General features: G+C 47.6%; 14 protein-coding genes and 1 pseudogene. 7 read left to right on the top strand and 8 right to left on the bottom strand.

Features of this window, described 5'->3' with window-relative positions:
• Positions 1-1143: 1143 nt before the first annotated feature.
• Positions 1144-1515, bottom strand: coding sequence for a YbfB/YjiJ family MFS transporter (locus tag B2X00_RS07835; RefSeq protein WP_290486983.1), 372 nt, complete (start codon positions 1513-1515; stop codon positions 1144-1146).
• Positions 1516-1530: 15 nt separating this feature from the next.
• On the opposite strand from B2X00_RS07835, the pseudogene B2X00_RS07830 reads away from it, so the two are divergent.
• The 5 genes and pseudogenes from B2X00_RS07830 to B2X00_RS07810 all read left to right on the top strand — a co-directional run.
• Positions 1531-1707: pseudogene (locus B2X00_RS07830) on the top strand (efflux RND transporter permease subunit); the annotation flags it as partial.
• 94 nt (positions 1708-1801) lie between these two features.
• On the top strand, positions 1802-2809 hold the full coding sequence (locus tag B2X00_RS07825) for a hypothetical protein (RefSeq protein ID WP_006956267.1): 1008 nt from the start codon (positions 1802-1804) through the stop codon (positions 2807-2809).
• A gap of 137 nt (positions 2810-2946) precedes the next feature.
• The gene (locus B2X00_RS07820) at positions 2947-3591 is read left to right on the top strand and encodes a DUF1707 SHOCT-like domain-containing protein (RefSeq protein ID WP_006956268.1); all 645 of its coding nucleotides are present in this window, start codon (positions 2947-2949) and stop codon (positions 3589-3591) included.
• A 24-nt stretch (positions 3592-3615) separates the two neighbouring features.
• Entirely contained in the window at positions 3616-4233 is a 618-nt protein-coding gene (locus tag B2X00_RS07815) for a glutathione S-transferase family protein (RefSeq protein WP_006956269.1), read from the top strand.
• 12 nt (positions 4234-4245) lie between these two features.
• Positions 4246-5169, top strand: coding sequence for a mechanosensitive ion channel family protein (locus B2X00_RS07810; protein ID WP_006956270.1), 924 nt, complete (start codon positions 4246-4248; stop codon positions 5167-5169).
• 29 nt (positions 5170-5198) lie between these two features.
• Here B2X00_RS07810 and B2X00_RS07805 read toward each other — a convergent pair whose 3' ends face one another.
• From B2X00_RS07805 to argC, 7 genes are all read right to left on the bottom strand, one after another.
• The gene (locus B2X00_RS07805) at positions 5199-7865 is read right to left on the bottom strand and encodes a TonB-dependent receptor domain-containing protein (RefSeq protein WP_006956271.1); all 2667 of its coding nucleotides are present in this window, start codon (positions 7863-7865) and stop codon (positions 5199-5201) included.
• A gap of 91 nt (positions 7866-7956) precedes the next feature.
• A complete protein-coding gene (locus tag B2X00_RS07800) occupies positions 7957-10713 on the bottom strand; it encodes a hypothetical protein (RefSeq protein WP_006956272.1) in 2757 nt (918 codons plus the stop codon).
• Positions 10714-10869: 156 nt separating this feature from the next.
• Entirely contained in the window at positions 10870-12699 is a 1830-nt protein-coding gene (argH, locus tag B2X00_RS07795; RefSeq protein ID WP_290486975.1) for an argininosuccinate lyase, read from the bottom strand.
• A 9-nt stretch (positions 12700-12708) separates the two neighbouring features.
• Positions 12709-13911 (bottom strand): argininosuccinate synthase, encoded by a 1203-nt coding sequence (locus tag B2X00_RS07790; RefSeq protein ID WP_290486974.1) that lies wholly within the window; start codon positions 13909-13911, stop codon positions 12709-12711.
• 10 nt (positions 13912-13921) lie between these two features.
• Positions 13922-14854: an ornithine carbamoyltransferase gene (locus tag B2X00_RS07785; RefSeq protein ID WP_290486972.1), complete on the bottom strand. Its 933-nt coding sequence runs from the start codon at positions 14852-14854 to the stop codon at positions 13922-13924.
• Between the two features lie 22 nt (positions 14855-14876).
• Positions 14877-15620 carry an acetylglutamate kinase gene (gene argB / locus B2X00_RS07780; protein WP_290486970.1) on the bottom strand — a complete coding sequence of 248 codons (744 nt, stop codon included), beginning with the start codon at positions 15618-15620 and terminating at the stop codon, positions 14877-14879.
• Positions 15617-16654 carry an N-acetyl-gamma-glutamyl-phosphate reductase gene (gene argC, locus B2X00_RS07775; protein ID WP_290486968.1) on the bottom strand — a complete coding sequence of 346 codons (1038 nt, stop codon included), beginning with the start codon at positions 16652-16654 and terminating at the stop codon, positions 15617-15619. Before argC ends, argB begins: the two co-directional genes overlap by 4 nt.
• 92 nt (positions 16655-16746) lie before the next feature.
• Here argC and argE point away from each other — a divergent pair, with 92 nt between their 5' ends.
• Positions 16747-17892: an acetylornithine deacetylase gene (gene argE / locus B2X00_RS07770; RefSeq protein ID WP_290486966.1), complete on the top strand. Its 1146-nt coding sequence runs from the start codon at positions 16747-16749 to the stop codon at positions 17890-17892.
• A gap of 56 nt (positions 17893-17948) precedes the next feature.
• Positions 17949-19159, top strand: a 1211-nt coding sequence (locus B2X00_RS07765) for a methyl-accepting chemotaxis protein (protein WP_290486964.1), incomplete at its 3' end; no start/stop codon positions are given.

Here is a 19159-nt window from a genome sequence, read left to right as displayed (position 1 = left end):
ATCAACCATTTAATCCGCTTACCCGAATTTATTTGCCACTACACGTTCACAAGTTGCAGACCACTATAGCTATGTTCAACGTGTTAAGCGAGTATTGGGCATAGCCAAAAAGTTAAAAGATTCATTTGTGAAAAAGCTTTCAATCAAAAAACTAAAGCTGAAGTTTTAGTAACAAGGTAAGTAACACGCTTGAATCTTAATATTTTTTATCCACTATAAAACAATAAGTTATTAGATCTTATCGATTCCGCCTCCGGCACCACTATTCTAAAGGCCCTGCACTTTGTGCGGGGCTTTTTAGTTTCTGATGGTGTACCAGATTTGTACCAATCGAGCCATCAACGTTACAAGCCACTCGTTTCAAGTGCTCGGTAGCCAAATGTGCATAACATGGTAACGGTTAGCCGTTGAGGCAGACGCTTCACTCCGAATATCAAACTTTACCTCGTCAATCAGACTTCGATTGATTTGGTCTAGATAGAGACCTCTAAAGTAAACGTCTAACCGTCTTAACTTACCAATATCTTTTTGGTGGTCGCGTTTATCTTGCTTTTCAGTCAACCAACGGATTGGTGAGCCCGACAGCTTAACGTCTGACTCATGGTTAACGATTACGGAATCAGATCAGTTATTAGTAGTCAACGATCATGGCTCTAATTATGAATTTGCCAATACGTAATCCAATGAACCACAACCAAACACTCTACTCCGACAGTTCGTACAGAGGGCTTCCGCTTTGGCCTCAGCATTTGCCTTATATTCAGGAACTCTTATTTGATCTACATGACACAATGACAAGAGCGATTGAGGAACATCCACGTACGCTGGCTGTTCGCTTTGATTTGAAAGTGCCTGTAGCCCGTATTCCCTTGCACCATAAACCACGAAAGACCGCACGACTCACTCAATGATATGACACCGTTTGATTACCGAACTGCGGCATAAATATTCTATCAGATGACTGTGTTATAAATGGGATATTTACACTTCTACCTGCCTAAAATATTCACGCTCGAAGTTGTTCGGTGACATTCTGAAGGCCCTGCACTTTGTGCGGGGCTTTTTTATTTCTACAGACCGACTACCAACAATTATTCGTACCATGGAGCCGAATTCTAGAAGGGCTGTCGATCTCTTAAAACCTCAGTTTGTCAATTGTTTAGAGGGTTTAGCAGTTATCGCTCCCGCTAGTACCAAGCCAATGGCGGCAGCTATCAAAGAGCTGTTGAATGTTTCACTATAAGCTCTAAGCGCCTCTGCCAAGAGAGGACCTATAATTTGCCCCACTCCATAAGAAAGCGTCATGACTGCCAGCATATTAAACTTTACTCTGTACTTTATTTTTTGTGCGGCTGACATTGCAATTGTTACGGTTCCCATGAAGGTGGAGCCGACCAAAATGGCACTTAAAAGATAAAAGCTAGAGGACGAACCCATCGTCGGTAGCACTACACCTAACGCCTGTACGCCTAGGTTAGTTTGTAAGGCAAGCTGGGAACCTAGACGTTGATGAATTTTGTGCCAAATAAAGCACGAGGGCTGATACCCATGCTGTTTGCCACGGGTGCAGGCGCTGAGATCCAGCGTCCCTTGGCAACGGTCATCGTCGGTGGACTGGTTTCCGCCACGTTACTGACGCTTGTAGTATTACCGGTGCTCTACCCTTGGTTCTCTAAACAGAAAGTGAAGGAGCTTACGCGAACCTGATTTGTTTCACTGCTTACAGTTTGTAACAAAGCAGATTCGCTTTTCGTCTCCACCGTGATTATTGTTTAATCAAAGTCAAAATGAGGGCGTTGAAATGTACAGCGACAAAGATATTCGCGCAGCCGTCGAGGCAGGTGTCATGCCTAAACAAACGGCGAACGCGTTTCGTGATTTTATTCAACAACAGCGCGGTGGAGTCCTAAATCAAGACCAAGAGTATATTCCTTTGGTACACGGCTTTAACGACATTTTTGTCGTGATCGCCGCAGTGATTGCTTTGGCAGGTCTGTGGACGATTGGTAATACCATGTCGCCGCTGATCGGTGGCGGTTTAGTAGCTGTGGCAAGTTGGTTGTTGTCCGAGTACTTCACTCGCCGTCGACATATGGCGCTGCCATCGATCGTGCTATTGGTGACGGCATTGGGCGGTACCTTCGGTGGCGTGATTATGCAATTACTTGCCATGGCGGTTAGACCCGACCTTGCTAGCGGTGTCGCATTTATTGCTGCCAGTGCCGTTGCAACAGCGCATTGGTTTCGGTTCCGTGTTCCTATCACGCTCGCGGCTGGGATCGCTACGGTGGTTGGTATCATCGTGTCTTTCCTAAGCACCACCTGGTTGCTAGACAGTATCTTAATTGACTTGGTGATCATGACAGGGGGTTTAGTCACCTTTGGCATCGCCATGTATTGGGATGCTTCGGACGTCGATCGCACCAGTCGCCGTTCTGATGTCGCATTTTGGCTTCATCTACTGGCGGCGCCGCTGATGATTCATCCTTTGTTTAACGTCATTCTTGGCAGTGATTTTGAAATCGGCGTTACTCAAGCAGCCGCCACACTGGTGGTTTATGTTGTGTTGAGTGTCGTATCTCTGATTATCGATCGTCGCGCCTTGATGGTATCAGCATTGGCCTACGTTATTTTTATTTTCAGTCAAGTGCTGACAAGCGTTGGCTTGGTCGACTTAGGTAGCGCGGTGATGGGCTTAATCGTGGGTGCTGGCTTACTACTTGTGTCGGTGTTCTGGCATCCGTTACGCAGTTCATTGGTATCTAAATTGCCGCCTGCGCTACTTAATAAGTTACCTTCACTGCAATAAAGCAATGAGCGGCGCAAGCCGCTCTTTCTAATTTATTAGTTAAAAATTGTAGATATTTTGTAAAAATAAGCTTTGAAAAGCGCTTTAAGCGATCCATAATTTAACAATTAAACATTTAAATAACATTTGGAGCCGTTATGGCTGTAAAATTTGAAGACCGTCCCCTGGATAAAGTTCGCGAAGAAGTGATAGACCAGCTGGTTATGAATTACAGTCATGGTGAACTATCGCAAGAGGCTTTTGAGGCGCGGCTTGACCAAGCATTTGATGCGATCGCTCACCAGCAATTAGCCGACTTAGTAGAAGACTTACCCCTGCAAGTTGATGCGAAGTATGAGCAAAGTAAAGCCGCACGTTTTGACGCACACTCCACCAAAATATTCGCTGGCAGCGAACATTCGGTTGTCGCAATACTGTCGTCGCAAAGCATGAAAGGTGCATGGCAAGTACCGGCTAAAATTAAAGCCTACAGTGTGCTGGGTTCACTCAAGATCGACTTTACTGATGCGCACTTCGAGAGCGATGAAATTCATGTTCAACTACTCGACCTTGTTGGTGATATTAAAATTTTTGTTCCCGAGTTTGCCCGCGTGACCTGCAATGTCGCTAACATTATTAGCTCTCTCGATAATCATCTAGAGGCGCCAATACAAGCGCCTAAAGTGCACATCCATATTTCCGGCTATTCCGTACTCTCTTCTATTGATATCAAAGTACGCCAAACAATGCGCGAGCGTTTTATTGCGTTTGCTGATAAGTTAAAGCGTAACTGGACCACCTAAAAACAACAACATGGAGTCTAATCAATGAAGCTCTACGAAATGGCGAAGGCGCCTAACCCGCGTCGCGTACGCATGTTTCTCGCAGAAAAGGGATTACTAGATAAAGTCGAACGGATTGAAATTGACTTGTCAAAAGGTGAAAACCTCAGCGATTCTTTCAAAGCCAAAAACCCCATGCAAAAAGTCCCTGTACTTGAGCTCGATGACGGTAGCTTTATCTGCGAAACCACGGCAATTTGCCATTATTTCGAAAACCAATATCCCGACTCACCTAAACTACTTGGCGACAATGCCAACGACAAAGCCATTATTGAACAATGGACGCGTTGGGTCGATTTTTACTTGTTCTATCCAATTGGCATGGGCTTTCAGCACACGACCGACTATTTCAAGCACCGCATGCAACCCATCCGCGAATGGGGAGAGCACAATATCAAAGAGGCCGAGCGCTTTTTTGACTTTTTAAACGATCAACTCGAAGGTAAAGATTTTATTGCCTGCGGTCAGCTCACCGTCGCCGATATCAATGCGTTCTGCTCAGTCGACTTTGGCAAAGTCGTGAATCTACGCGTTGATGAAAGCCGTCCTAATTTATTCCGTTGGTATCAAGCGATGAAGCAACGCGCTTCTGCTAAAGTTTAATTCGAGCCTGATATGCAAGAAGAAGCATCAAGTTTGTGGGCGGAGTTTAGCTCCGCCTTTACTACCCTATGGCAAACACCACTTTATACCTCCGGCGATACAAAAATCCATTTTAGCCAAGTGGTCATTGCGCTGACCATTATCATCGTTGGTGTTATTGTTGTTCGCATTATAGGTCGCCAACTACTGAACCGTGCCCTGCTGCGCAACGGCGCGTCGGAAAACACCCTATTTACCTTTCGTCGGCTATTTCAGTTTATTGCCTACTTGTTACTGGTTTTACTTGCTCTACCGTTAGCTGGTATTCCGATTACGATATTTGCAGTACTCGGTGGCGCGTTCGCCATTGGTGTGGGTTTTGGTGCGCAGAATTTGCTCAATAACCTGATATCGGGTTTTATTCTATTAACCGAGAGTCCAATTCGTATTGGCGACATCGTTGAGCTTGAGAACGAGCAAGGTCGCATTGAAGAAATAGGTAATCGTTGTGTACGTATTCGTCGGTTTGACGGGATTCATGTACTGGTGCCAAACAGCTACTTTTTAGAGCAACGCGTAGTGAACTGGACACTGGTTTCAAAAGATATCCGCAGCAATGTCAGTGTTGGTGTCGCTTATGGTTCACCGGCTGAAAAGGTACGTGACTTAATGCTGGAGGCGGCGAAAGAGCATAAAAAGATTAACACCGAGTACCCCATCGAAGTGTTATTTGAAGACTTTGGTGATAACAGCCTTACCTTCAATTTGCTGTTCTGGACTTCGGTTAGTGCGCCGATGGATTTACGTCGGGTGCAGTCGGACTTGCGCTACAAGATCGACTCACTATTCGCCGAGAATGATATCGTCATCGCCTTCCCACAACGGGATGTGCACCTCGATACATTAAGACCACTCGAAGTCTCTATTCAACGAGCAAAAAAAAGCGATGCTAATTAGCATCGCTTTTATCAAAACTCTCCGCGTATTTAGAATTCACGCTTATACGTTAGCGAGAAACTAACACCACGCGTTTCTGAACGAAGCAAGGTATCGTCAAACTCAATCTCTTTATCTTGATTCAAGATATTTTGCACCTTGAGCGTGATCTGAGAATTGAAGTCTGGATAGTAACTATAAACCGCGTCTAAACTGTGGAAAGGTTGCTCAAACGCATCGCCACGACCTTCGATACCTGGAATGATAATACGCTCACCAAACACGTTATAAACCAACGATGCAGAGTGCTTACCATTGTCAGAATCAAAGCCAAGCTGACTGTTGACCACCCATTTTGAGTGACCCGTTAAGCGACGTTCGGTATTGGTAATCGACGTCGATACACCGGTTTGTTCAACAATCTTCTGAGTATCCAACTGGATTTCAGAGTCACTTAACGTAACGTTACCCGAAACAAAGAAGTTCGTGCTGAGTGATTTTAACCACTCCATTTCGACACCGTATACTTCACCGGTCTCAGCGTTAGCAATACGTACTAATGGAGGACCGTCTTGCGCGGGCGACTGAACAGATTCAATCGGGTCAGTCATGTCCTTATAGAACATACCCAACGACAAGGTATCGCCATTTTCTTGATACCACTCCCAACGTGCGTCATAGTTCTTGATCGACGTTGTCCGCAAGCCTGGTGTACCGCCGACTGGGAACAAGGTCAACGGATCGAGGTACGTTGAACTAGAGACTTCGCGCAAGTCAGGACGGACTACCGTTTGTCCGTAGCTGAAACGTAACTGCTGCTCGTCAGTTAAAAAGTAAGTCAACGCCAACGATGGATAGAAGTCATCCTCTTGGAATGCTAAATCAGCTAGATCGTTAGGTGTCGGGTTGGTTGGTAAATCGATTTCACCGGTCGTTGGTACCAGTGGTACCACAACTTGGCGGAAGTCTTCCCAACGAACACCCGCCGTAATACGCCACTTCTCTTTAAAGAACACGTCGCCTTCAACGTAGTATGCGTCGATTGCTTGCGCAGAAATATAATCATCGCCCGCTACCGTAGTATCGTTCAATATCGGCGTAAAACTAAGTTCAGTATTCGCTAATAAGTCATCATTAAGGATTTCGCCTAGCTGATGCCCTTGCAAAACGCTCGAGTCGGGGAACGCACGCGTATTGATATCAAAACGACGGTTGGTGGCAAAACGCGTTTTCTGAACAAAGTCCGCGCCCGCCTTTAAGGTGATATCCCAATCATCGAGCATGATTGGTAGAGTTACATTGCCGCCCCAGTTTTCAACTTCATCATCGAGATCTTGAAAAGAGTAACGTGCAGCCGTCGTCGCATTGGTTAGGTTACTCTCAGTTTGACGGTCAAAAACTCCATCTTCGTTACGGTCCGTCAAAATAAACCGAGTCTCTAAGTTACCCGGTGCATAACGGCTTGAACGTGCCTTTGAATACTTCCAATCAATACCCAAGAAGTTCCAGTCGGTAAAGGTATGCATCCCTTTAATTTGGTTAGCCACCATCCGACGCTCTTGGTAATTCACATCAAACTCACGAATACGCTGGTCAGAGCCGAAGTTGATGTTGTTATTGTTACCCAATTTCTCGCGTAAACGATCCTCGGTATCGTTCAGAATGACATGGCTGAAGTCGACTTTGTGATTCGCGCCGTAGTTAATGCCCAGCGTGAACATACCTGACCACGTCACTTGGTGCTCGGTTGACTGCACATCATCCCAACCACGAACCAATGTATAGCTGTCATCAGGGTTTAAGCGGTAGTTTTCACCCAGAAACTGCTCAGAAACCTGCCACTCATTGCGGTACGCAGCCGTGGTCAAAAAACCAATCGCCCACTTGTCAGTTAAATCATAACGGTTACCGTAGGTCACATTGACACCATAATCAGGGTCAATAGACTGCATTTGAGGGTCATAATCTCGGTTCAGTGCCAACGCCACATCCCGATTATCTTCGATGCTAATTTCATCAAGGAATGTGCGTTGTCCCCACAACGCTTGCAACATTTGTGGTGCTGCACGAGTTCCGTCATCTTTACCCTTCCATGAACTCCCGCCATCATACCAATATGAGTCATCGAAATTTTCTGAGTTGCCGCCCACTTTAATCGAGCCATTAAAAACTTCTTGCGTGGGGGCAGACTTCAGGCGGATATCAACATTACCGCCACCAAAGTTAGCCGGCATTGATGCTGAATACGACTTTTGAACAGCTAAACTTTCGATAATATCCGAGGGGAATAAATCGAGTGGAATAACGGCTCGGGTTGGATCAGGGCTCGGTACGGACATGCCGTTAAGTTGCGTACTCGAGTAACGCTCACCTAAGCCACGTACATATATAAATTTACCGTCGACCAGTGTAAGACCTGTAATACGACGAAGCGCAGCAGCGGCATCAGTATCACCGGTACGCGAAATCTGGTCAGCACCCATGATATCGGCCACGAACGCCTGTTCTTTACGCTCTTGAACTACCGCTGCGGCACTGCCCTGTAAACGAGTACCTGTGGTAACCACTTCCTCGATGACTTGCTCAGGGTTGCTTGCCTGCTGCTCTGCTTCAGCTTCGGTTTGCTCGGCGTCTTGCCAAGCGAGTGCCGCAGGTGTTGCCAAGCAGGCAAGCACTGCGAGAGAAATATTTGCCAGAGGGAATCGGTTGGCACGCATGATATTAGCTACCTCTTGTTACTATGGAAGCCGGAGGTGTCCCTAAGGTCACCTCACGGCTTTTAAAGAGCACTTTATGCTACTTAAGGGGTTACTCTAATCCTACAGTCCAACCTGCAGTCCAATCGTTACCTTCTTCAACTGCTCCAACGAATGTCGCGTTGTCGAAGAATGTATCGCCGCTGAGGTCTGCTGCAGTTGCGTCTGTAATGCTGAAGACACCGTTCAAAGTATCGCCTGCTGCGGCAATGCTATTACCTGCTTGACCTGTGAACCAAGTTTCCAAATTGACGTCAGTTGCGCCAAATTTAAAGTTTTCACCGTTGTCACACGCCATGACTGAGTGAGTCATTGCAATGCCACCATCTTGTAAGTGCTGCTGGCTGACCGGGCTACTCTCAACTTCTAAACATTCGCCCATGCCCGCAGGACCTGAAACGATCGTGTTATAGAACGTTGCTTTAGTACCTTCGCGCAAGTAGATACCCTCTGAAGAGTCCTCGCCTTGGAACGTGTTTCCAATGATGGTTAAGTTCGCAATGGTTGGGTTCGACATTGGCGTTACAGCCGGATTGCTACCATCGTTGTCAGCTTCGATACCACGGTTTGCATCTGAGTTGTCAGGGTTTTGGCGGACCAATACATATTGCATCTTGCCTTGGTACCCATTGTCCCAATCGATACTGTCATCTTGCATGTTGGTTAAAACAACATACTTGAAGTTAACCGCACCGCCGAACATTTCGATGCCATCATCTGAGTTGTTATGAACTTGGAGGTATTCCACCTTGGTTCCTGAGCCAACACCGCCGAACGTAATACCGTTAAGTTCGTTATCCGGTGCGATTTCAAAACCACCGTTCATGACACGTACATACTGCAAGGTACCTGAACTATCGGTCGCATCAGTACCACCGAATACAGCACCTTCTGCCGCGCCTTCAACTTGCAATGCACAGTCAGAACCATCAGATGGGCATTTGTTACTCGGTGCGTTACCCAAGATAACTAAGCCGCCCCACTGACCCGGCTGACCTTCGCCAGTCTCAACGTAAGCTGCGGAAGTAAACGTGATAGGCTGTTCAACCGTACCTTCCGCCATAATGTCTGAACCACGGCTGATCACTAAGTAATCGCCACCAGTACGTCCATAAACGGTTGTACCCGGCTCAATAGTCAACGTCATTGAGTTCGCATTGTCACCACCGATGAAAACCGGTCCGCTCAATGCATAAATATTGTCCGCGCTCAGTGTTAAATCGTCCGTGTAAGAGCCCGCTAGCTGACAAGTTGTGGTAGATCCATCTACTGGGGTAATCGCTTCGGTGCCTGCTGGACAACCTGCTACAGGCGCTTCTGAACCGCCCGCAGTGACTTCACCGCCGCCAAAACCAAATGCCCAGCCTTGACGCCAATCGCTGTCACCCGGAACCGCACCAACAAAATCAACTGACTCAAAGAAGCTACCATCAACGGTGTTCGCAACGTCTTGACCTGCACCTAATAACGGAGAGTTTGCCATGGGCTGACCGTTAGCACCTAGCATGATTGAAGTGCTGACTTGGTTGTTCGATTGCTGATTTAGGAACCAATCTTCGAGGTTTACATCGCCTGAACCGTACTTAAAGTTCTCACCATTGCTGCAAGCCATGAAAGAGTTTTCCATGGTGATAGTGCCGTCACCTAGATTGGTCTGAGATTGTGGGCTACCTTCAACTTCAAAGCATTCACCCATTTCCGAAGGACCTGTCACCACAACATTGTAAAACTGTGCACCGGTACCCTCGCGTAAATAAATACCTTCCGAAGAGTCTTCACCTTTGAAGTTATTACCGATAATGGTTAAGTTCGCGATAGTCGGGTTAGACATCGGCGTTGCCGCAGGGTTACTGCCATCATTGTCTGCTTCGATACCACGGTTAGCGTCGCCACCGTTCGGATCTTGCTCAACGTAAACGTATTGCATTTTACCACGATAGCCGTTGTCCCAATCGATGCTGTCATCTTGCATGCTGGTTAATACAACGTGCTTAAAGTTGACCGTACCACCGAACATTTCGATACCGTCGTCCGCGTTACCGTGCACTTGTAAGTAGTCAACCGTCGTGCCAGAACCTACGCCACCAAATGTGATACCGTTCAATTCATTGTCAGGCGCGATTTCGAAACCTGCGTGTTTAACAACCACGTAGCGTAACGTGCCTGAGTTATCATCGTCTTGAGAGCCGCCAAACACTGCGCCCTCTTCAGCACCTTCAACTTGCAATGCGCAGTCGGAGCCATCTGCTGGGCATTTGTTGCTTGATGCATTACCTAAGATAACCAAGCCGCCCCATTGGCCAGCGCCTGTTTCTTCGCCCACCACATCTTGTGATGATGTAAAGATAATGGGCGCATCAGAGGTGCCGTCTGCCATGATTTTTGAGCCGCGGCTTACAACCAAGTAATCATTACCCTGACGACCAAATACCACAGTACCCGGCTCAATGGTCAATGTTGCTGAATTCGCGTTGTCACCACCGACAAAGGTAGGTCCGTCGATAGCATACATAACTGTTGTGCCATCACTTTTGCTGTTCACTAAGGTTGTGTCAGCGGTAATGCGTCCTGAGATGACTTGAACTTGTACTTCTTCGCCGAGCGCTTCTGACGCTGCTAACGATAGTGAACCACTGGCTGTACCTGGCAAGTCAGCGCCCGTATCACCGCCGTTGTTACCACCATTGTCACCACCATTATCTGGCTGCTGTACTTCAGCACCCGAATTGATATTGATGTCGCCACCGCAACCAGCAAGCGCTAACGCTGCTGCGATCGCAGATGCTTTGAACAAAGAATTCAGATTCATTGGGTTCTCCCGACTTGGATGTTATCCATAGGTTAAAAGTCGAGGAGAATGGTAGGGAGCTAGCGTGACAAATTTGTGACAATTGCAAGCTGTCATCAAATCTTCATATTAGAGTAACTCAACTGCAATGTACGAAGTTAAGTTAATGGGCTGCTTTTACAGCCCATATTCCATCGCAATTTCATCGCAACAGTGTTTCTTAGGGCACAACTCACAGTCTTTCATTACCTTTTCTGGTAACTGTGCTTTATCGCACAGCGTAAAGCCTTGCTGCTTAAAAAAGTCAGGCACACGGGTCAACACAATCACGCGCTTTAATCGGATCTGACGCGCTTTCTGACACAAATGCTCAACCAACATACGACCTTGACCTCGCACCTGGCTTTGTGGATTGACTCCCAACGAACGTATCTCAGCTAAGCCCGTGGTATAGATATAGAGCGAAGCACACCCAGTGACTTTGCCATCGACTTCAGACACGGCAAATTCATTGATTGAGTGCACAATATCATCTTTGGCTCGTGGCAGGTTTTCGCCGGCACCCGCCCAATGACCGACCAAGCCGACAATCGCATCAATATCATCCAGCGTAGCATCACGAACCTTAATACGCAGACCTTGCTGAAGCTTCTTAAGCGCAGCTTGTGTCTGTTCAATGCTGGTGCCCCCGAGTGCATTTCGTTTTGCCAATAGCGCTTCAATGCTCAACCATTCATAAACGTCAGGCATAATCACCGAATGCACTGCTTGCAAAGTACTGAGAGGCAAATCTTCGAGCGGTTGCTGGTGCTTAAGCGCTAACTGCACGCATTCCCCTACCACTTCATGCGCGGTACGAAATGGAACGCCTTTGCTAACCAAATAATCAGCAAGCTCAGTCGCATTTGAATAGCCGCCCTTCGCTGCTTTTAGCGCCCTTGGCTGATTGACAGTGAGGCCGTTCACGCATTGCTGTGCAATATCGATAGAGGCTCCCCACTGGGTATAGCTGGCAAACAAGCCCTCTTTGTCTTCTTGCATGTCTTTGTTGTACGCCAACGGGAGTGCTTTCAATGTCATCAACAGTCCCACTTGCGCGCCAACTACACGTCCCGACTTGCCGCGAATAAGTTCAAGCGCATCGGGATTCTTTTTCTGGGGCATCAGTGACGAGCCGCTGCTCACATCATCGGCTAATTCAACAAACCCCGCTTCACCACTGGCATAAAAAATTAAATCTTCAGCCATGCGTGAAAGGTGAATCATCGACAGTGAAGCCACCGATAGCAGTTCGACAATAAAATCGCGATCGGATACGGCATCTAAACTGTTCGCCGCCGGCGCGCTAAACCCCAAACGAAGCGCTAAGTCCGTTCGATCGATCGGATAAGCCGTACCCGCTAGAGCGCCCGATCCGAGTGGACACACGTTGATACGCGCTAACGCATCTTTTAACCGTGCCTGATCACGCTTAAACATCTCAACATAGGCTAAGCACCAATGCGAAAATAGTACCGGTTGTGCGCGTTGCAAATGCGTATATCCAGGAATCACCGTTGTTGCCTCGCGCTCGGCCAAATTGGCCAGCGCTGCAATCAATTGTTCGAGTCGCTGCCACTGGGTCTCTACCTGCGCTCGGCACCACAGTCGAATATCGGTGGCGACTTGGTCATTACGGCTACGACCTGTATGCAGTTTTTTACCCAGATCGCCAATGCGTTCGATCAGCTGACGTTCAATAAAGGCGTGAATGTCCTCATCACCCGCCACCGCGACATCACCTAAGCACCCACTCCAGTGTTGTAAAATGTCATGCAATGCATGCTGTATATGGCTGTACTCATCGGTCGTTAAAACGCCCACCTGTTGCAGCGATTGCGCCCAAGCAATACTGCCCCGAATATCAAACTCAAGCAGTACACAGTCAAATGGCAGAGAGTCATTAAACTGCTGAAAAGCTTGGCTGGGAGGCGCACTAAACCGGCCTCCCCAAAGTCCGTTGGTCATGTTCACCCCCTACACTTTTGCCGCTTGTTTTAACGCGCGGATACGGCTCGATAATGAATAGAGGCGAATAAAGCCTGCGGCATGCTTTTGGTCATAAACATTATCGGCACCGAAGGTGGCAAACGCCTCGCTGTAAAGAGAATAAGGAGAACACTTTTGCGTGACAGTAACATTACCTTTATAGAGCTTAATCACGACTTCACCGGTTGCCACTTGGTTCAGACTTTCGGCTGCCGCTAACACCGATGCTTGGTTAGGGGTAAACCAACGCCCATCGTAAAGCAACTGCGCAAATTGCTCGCTTAACTGTGTTTTCCATGAGCGCGTCATTTTATCGAGCACCAACTCATCAATGCCACGTAAAGCGTACATCATGATGGTCCCCCCCGGCGTTTCATAACAGCCACGGCTTTTCATACCCACTAGACGATTCTCGACAATATCAACGCGACCAATACCATGTTTCGCACCTAGTTTGTTCAGTTGTTCGAGGCATTTCAGAGGCGACAACGCTTCACCATTAACACTCACCACAGCGCCTTGCTCAATCGCTAGACTGATATACTCAGGTTCATCGGGTGCTTGTTCAGGTGAGCAAGTCAATGTCCAGACTTCATCACTCGGTTCACACCAAGGATCTTCAAGCTCACCTCCCTCATGTGAGATATGCCACGCGTTGGCATCGCGACTATAGATTTTCTTGAGTGACGCAGAGCAGGGAATATTACGCTCTGCAAGATAAGCAAGTAAGCTCTCCCGACTACTTAAGTCCCACTCACGCCATGGCGCGATTACCGTCAGATCAGGCGCCAGCGCGGCGTAGCAAGACTCAAAGCGGATCTGGTCATTACCTTTGCCGGTGCACCCATGAGCCAAAGCATCCGCATTGACTTTGCGCGCCAATTCGACTTGCGCCTTAGCGATTACCGGGCGAGCCATCGCCGTGCCAAGTAAATAGGTCTGTTCGTATACGGCACCGGTTTTCAAGCTCGGGTAAATGTAATCGGCAGCAAACTCATCCTTAAGATCAACAACATGGCATTCGCTAGCACCCGAGGCTTTTGCTTTTGCTTCCACACCTTCAAGTTCTTCTGCCCCCTGCCCCACGTCGGCGACAAAAGCCACCACTTCACAGCCATAATTTTCACGCAACCAAGGCACAATGACGGATGTATCTAAACCACCAGAATAAGCCAATACTACTTTGTTCATTGTTTGCTCCTTAGCTCGCGTGTTGCAGGGTCAGTGTGTTTTTAGGGTTAAGTAAAAGATGAAGCAACGCATTTTGCGCAAATAGCCGATTTTCTGCCTGCTTAAGACATAGTGAATCGTCGCTATCCATTACTTCAGAAGTGATTTCGTAATCGCGATGGGCGGGCTGACAGTGCATCACTGCACTCGCACCGAGCCGTTTAATGAGTGCCGCGTTCACTTGATATGGCATAAACGTAGCTTTGACGTCATCAAGGCTTTGCTGTTGCCCCATCGAAACCCAAGTATCGGTATAAACAACGTCGCTCTGCACACAGGCCTCAGGATCATGAACCTGCTTAACGGAACCGATCCCGGCTTGATTAAGTTGATCAATATCCGTCGCGCTGAGACCATGACCGACAGGGGTTACTAAAGTGACATGCATGCCGAGTAGACAACCATAAAGTGCCAGCGAACGCGCCACGTTGTTACCGTCTCCCCAGTAGCTCAACGCTTTACCACTCACATCACCATAATGCTCGACCAATGTAAGACTGTCAGCTAAGGCTTGGCAGGGATGAAACTGATCGCAAAGGCTATTAATCACCGGCACAGAGGCATGCTTAGCCAACTCTTGTAAGGTTGCATGGTGATTCACCCGTGCCACAATAGCATCGCACCAACATGAGAGGTTTTTTGCGTAATCCGCGATGGTTTCGCGTTGCCCGAGTTGGCCGTTTTGCTCGTCGAGGTAAACGCAATGGCCACCTAAGCGTTGGATGCCCACATCAAGAGATAGCCGTGTACGCAAACTAGGCTTTTCAAACAACGTCACGATGCTTTTTCCAGCTAGACTCTGAGTAAATTTTTGCGGCTGTAACTTTTGCTCAATAGCCGTATCTATCAACTGTATCAGTTGGCTTTGGGTAAGCTCATTACCCGTTAAAAAATGTGTGTTCATACGAATCTCGAATATTAAAAAACTAAGGGTTAATCAGTGTGCCGGAGTGATGACGGGTGTCGCACGAACACCCGCAGATTCGCACTTGTTTTTGTAGGAATTGAGCAACGTTTAGCGCCTGCTCTACTTTAAGTCGCATGCCACCCATGAGAGTGCCCGACTGGATAAGCCGTTCGATACTGTCACTATCGAGTTGCGCGATAGGTTGTTGTTGGTCGTCAAGCACCGCGGGGACGTCGCTGACAAAGGTCAACGGCGCTGACAGCGCTTTAGCGAGTCCCGCTGCTGCCTCGTCAGCGTTTACATTGAGCCATTGTCCTTGACTATCAAACCCGACGCAGCTCACGATAGGTAGGTGCTTCTGTTCTAATAACGTCAGTAATAACTCACTCACTTCAAAGGGCTCAATACAGTGACCCGTCATACCCAGTTCAGGTTGCCCTTGCTGCACAGCCAGACCCGTTTCAAACAATGTCAGTCCAACTGGCTTAAGTCCTTGCTGAATCGCCATGCCGAGCAGCTGCTTATTCACTGTGCCCGCGAGTGCCCCCACAATAAGCGGCATTTGCTCTGCCATACTGACGCGTAAACCGTGATACTTAACAACTGACAGATTCAACTTGGCAAACAAGTCGTCAACCTGCTGGCCACCGCCATGAACGATAAGCGTGGGCTCTAAGTTTTGTTGCTGAGCAATATGTTGAAATAACGTCGTTAAACCTTGCGGATCATCAAGTACACGCCCACCGAGTTTGATGACATTCATAGCGGTACGCCCTCCTCACTCGGTAAACCTAACTTTAAGTTAAAGCATTGCAGAGCCTGACTCGAAGCGCCTTTGAGCAAGTTATCAATGGCACTGAAGATCACCAATGCGTTACCATTCAAATGCCAGCCGATATGACACCGGCCGCTATTGACCACATCGCTCAGTGCCGGATATTCACCCTCAGCTATGTGAACGAGGGCGCTGGTTTGATACACGTCGAAAACTGATTTTAATTGCGCCTGAGAAGGTGCTTCACTGAATTGAATAGTAATGGTCGCAAGTATGCCCCGTTTAAAGTCACCTAAGTGAGGCAAAAACAGCGTATTCAGTCCACTGTAGTAATCAATTTCTGGCTGATGACGGTGAACACCAGCCTTGTAGCCTTGTAGCGATAACTCGGCGGCTTGGGTTTTGAGGCTTACGGAACGACCCGCGCCGGTCACGCCTGACACCGCGTTAATGACGATATGATTTATTTGGTGGTTAAACACTGCAAGCGGTTTGAGCGCCAGCAGGCTAGCGGTGGGATAACAGCCCGGCACAGCTATCCAGCGGGCATTATCAAACCCTTCATCTAGCCATTCCGCTAATCCATAAACTGCTTTGGCCAATGCCTCAGATGCTGGGTGTTCAAAGCCATAAAAGTGCGGATATAAGTCTGCAGTGGGCAACCGGAAGCCGCCTGACAAGTCAAACACGGTTGCCGTTAGCTGACTCAGCTGGGCATACCATTGGCAGCTCACTTCGTGCGAGGTACATAAGAACACGGCATCGGCATTAGCCAAAGCATCCGTAACCGTGCCTACGGGCAAACCGAGTAAAGGTAGATCAACACGCCCCTTAAAACGTGGGTAAAGCTGAGCAATAAACTTATCACGATCATGACTCTGCTCAGATACATATAGCGTCAGCTCGCCGACAAGCCGGTGATCATTTAACAATGACACTAACTCGGCGCCCGCGTAACCACTGGCACCGATGACCACTACATTCTGGAGTGAATATTTTTTTGCTGACTGCTTTCTTTCCATCTCAAAGTCTGCTTACTTATTTGCATCTGGCTGAATTTGTATTCAGACTAACTAAATAAATATATTTATGCAACTTTTATGGATAATTATCTATGTCGATTCCATCCTTTTTTAAAATGTATCAAGCGCTGATAGCCCGCCCATCGATCAGCTCCCTCGACCCAAGCTGGGATCATTCCAATAAAGCAGTTATCGAGTTACTGGCGGATTGGTTGGAACAATTGGATTTCGATGTCGAAATTCAGCCGTTAAAAAATAAGCCCAATAAGTTTAACCTCTTGGCCACTAGGGGTGTTGGCTCAGGCGGACTATTGCTCTCTGGACACACAGACACGGTGCCCTATGATCAGAAACGTTGGAATTTTGACCCTTTCAAACTGACTGAACAGGACAACCGCTGGTATGGCTTAGGTGCTATTGATATGAAAGGCTTTTTCGCCTTTATCATCGAAGCACTGCGTGACTTACCGGCTAACCAGCAAACCAAGCCGATTCAGATTCTCGCCACGGCCGACGAGGAGACAACCATGGACGGTGCGCGTCAGCTCAATCATTTTAGTCAGCTCAAGCCCGATCACTGTATCATCGGAGAACCCACTGAAATGCGCCCCATTCGAGCGCATAAAGGCCATTTAACTGAGTCAATACGAGTTACGGGTCGCTCTGGACACAGCTCAAACCCAGCCTTAGGCATTAACGCAATTGAGATCATGCATCAGGTTATCAGTCAGCTATTGGAATTCCGCAATGGCATTTCGCATAAATATTCAAATAAGTTATTTGAAATTCCATACCCTACTTTGAACCTCGGAGCCATTCATGGTGGCGATAACGCTAACCGCATTTGCGGTTGTTGTGAGTTGCATATCGATATTCGTCCATTACCTGGGATGTCACTCGCCGATCTGTACAGCGAGCTCAATACTGCACTCAAGCAACTGATGCTCTCATCACCGGGAACAATAGAGCTGACTTCGATGCATCCACCTATTCCGGGATTTGAGCAAGCGGAAAACTCAAAATTTGTGCAGTTAACAGAACAAATTTCTGGTGTTCAAGCAGAAGCGGTCAATTACTGCACCGAAGCTCCATTTATTCAACAACTAGGCTGCGACACGCTGGTGCTCGGGCCCGGGTCAATTAAACAAGCGCATCAGCCCGATGAGTTCTTAGATTTAAGCACCATTAATCAAAGCCAGCAGGCCATAAATAATCTCATTCGACGCTTATGTTTTTAGCATTTGCAGCCGATACAACTGTATTAATTTTTGATTAGGTTTTGAGAGGTTATTTCATGATTCGACAATATTCGGTGGGGGTGCGTGCCGCAGGTGCGTTTGGCTTAATCGGTCTACTTCTGCTTGCACTCGGTTTATTCGCACTCGACCGCTTGTCGAGCGTCGTTGAGCAAATGGATTTCATTACTGATGAGCAAGTCCCTGCTATTGATAACGTCAATGATCTCGACCGCGAGTTCTTGCGCGTGCGCGTACATTCAGCCAACGTCGCGGCGTATATCAATGACGAACAGCGGAAGCAGGCCTATGTAGAACGGTTAGACGATGCGAACCAAAGTTTAGAACGTAACCTTGATGAATATGAGGCTTTACTCAACGATGCTGAGAGCAAAAAGCTTTTCAAGGAACTCAAAGCCAACTTAAACGAATATTGGCAACTCAACGATCAGTTTATGCAACTGGTTAATGCCAAGTTAGTCGAGCCTATTGCGTCCCTACGTGAATCGACGATTCTGCCATTGACCAATAAAATATCGACCAACTTAGATAAGCTACTTGCTCATGAAATGGAGCTCATTAATACAGCAACTGATACCGCGGGTGACGTATCAAGTGCCGCATTCACAGGTATTGTTGTCGCTTTGGTGGTGGTATTGGTATTGACTGTACTGTTCGCTTGGGTGTTGACTCAAAGTATCGTCAAACCGATACAACAAGCCGTCGATTTCTCAAAAACAATTGCCGAGCGTGACCTCACTCATAGTATTGAAATTGATGGTAAAGACGAGCCTGCGCAGCTGCTCAAACAATTGCGTAAAACCCAAGAAGAGCTGCGCCAATCCATCGGTCACATTGCTCAGTCTTCGCAACAACTCGCTTCGACTTCGGAGGAACTCAGTTCCGTTACCGAAGATTCGACACGCACAATCCAGCAACAAACCGAAGAACTCGAGCAAGCGGCGACTGCAGTCAATGAGCTCACCACAGCGGTTGAAAACGTAGCGCAAGATGCGCAAAGCGCGTCTGAAGCTTCAGAGGCAGCCGATGAGCAAGCCCAATTTGGTAACGACCGAGTGGCCAAGACGGTCACCGCTATCGAAGAGTTATCACAAGAAATTGGTGATTCATCAAGTAATGTTACAGAACTGGCTGACAAAGTTACTGGGATCACCAAAGTACTTGAAGTTATTCGAGGCATTGCCGAGCAAACTAACTTACTCGCACTCAATGCCGCGATTGAAGCAGCCAGAGCGGGTGAGCAAGGCCG

Origin of the sequence: Idiomarina sp. UBA3162 (genome assembly GCF_002364475.1) — a bacterium.
Taxonomy (GTDB): domain Bacteria; phylum Pseudomonadota; class Gammaproteobacteria; order Enterobacterales; family Alteromonadaceae; genus Idiomarina.
The sequence above is the reverse complement of the archived record's forward strand: the minus strand, read 5'-3'. Positions and strand labels throughout refer to the sequence as shown.

Excerpts from the sequence above, each read along its gene's own strand:
- B2X00_RS07820 (WP_006956268.1), top strand. The coding sequence starts at position 2,947 with ATGGCTGTAAAATTTGAAGACCGTCCCCTGGATAAAGTTCGCGAAGAA.
- argC (WP_290486968.1), bottom strand. The coding sequence starts at position 16,654 with ATGGAAAGAAAGCAGTCAGCAAAAAAATATTCACTCCAGAATGTAGTG.
- B2X00_RS07785 (WP_290486972.1), bottom strand. The coding sequence starts at position 14,854 with ATGAACACACATTTTTTAACGGGTAATGAGCTTACCCAAAGCCAACTG.
- B2X00_RS07790 (WP_290486974.1), bottom strand. The coding sequence starts at position 13,911 with ATGAACAAAGTAGTATTGGCTTATTCTGGTGGTTTAGATACATCCGTC.
- B2X00_RS07805 (WP_006956271.1), bottom strand. The coding sequence starts at position 7,865 with ATGCGTGCCAACCGATTCCCTCTGGCAAATATTTCTCTCGCAGTGCTT.
- B2X00_RS07810 (WP_006956270.1), top strand. The coding sequence starts at position 4,246 with ATGCAAGAAGAAGCATCAAGTTTGTGGGCGGAGTTTAGCTCCGCCTTT.
- B2X00_RS07800 (WP_006956272.1), bottom strand. The coding sequence starts at position 10,713 with ATGAATCTGAATTCTTTGTTCAAAGCATCTGCGATCGCAGCAGCGTTA.
- argE (WP_290486966.1), top strand. The coding sequence starts at position 16,747 with ATGTCGATTCCATCCTTTTTTAAAATGTATCAAGCGCTGATAGCCCGC.
- B2X00_RS07825 (WP_006956267.1), top strand. The coding sequence starts at position 1,802 with ATGTACAGCGACAAAGATATTCGCGCAGCCGTCGAGGCAGGTGTCATG.
- argH (WP_290486975.1), bottom strand. The coding sequence starts at position 12,699 with ATGACCAACGGACTTTGGGGAGGCCGGTTTAGTGCGCCTCCCAGCCAA.
- argB (WP_290486970.1), bottom strand. The coding sequence starts at position 15,620 with ATGAATGTCATCAAACTCGGTGGGCGTGTACTTGATGATCCGCAAGGT.
- B2X00_RS07815 (WP_006956269.1), top strand. The coding sequence starts at position 3,616 with ATGAAGCTCTACGAAATGGCGAAGGCGCCTAACCCGCGTCGCGTACGC.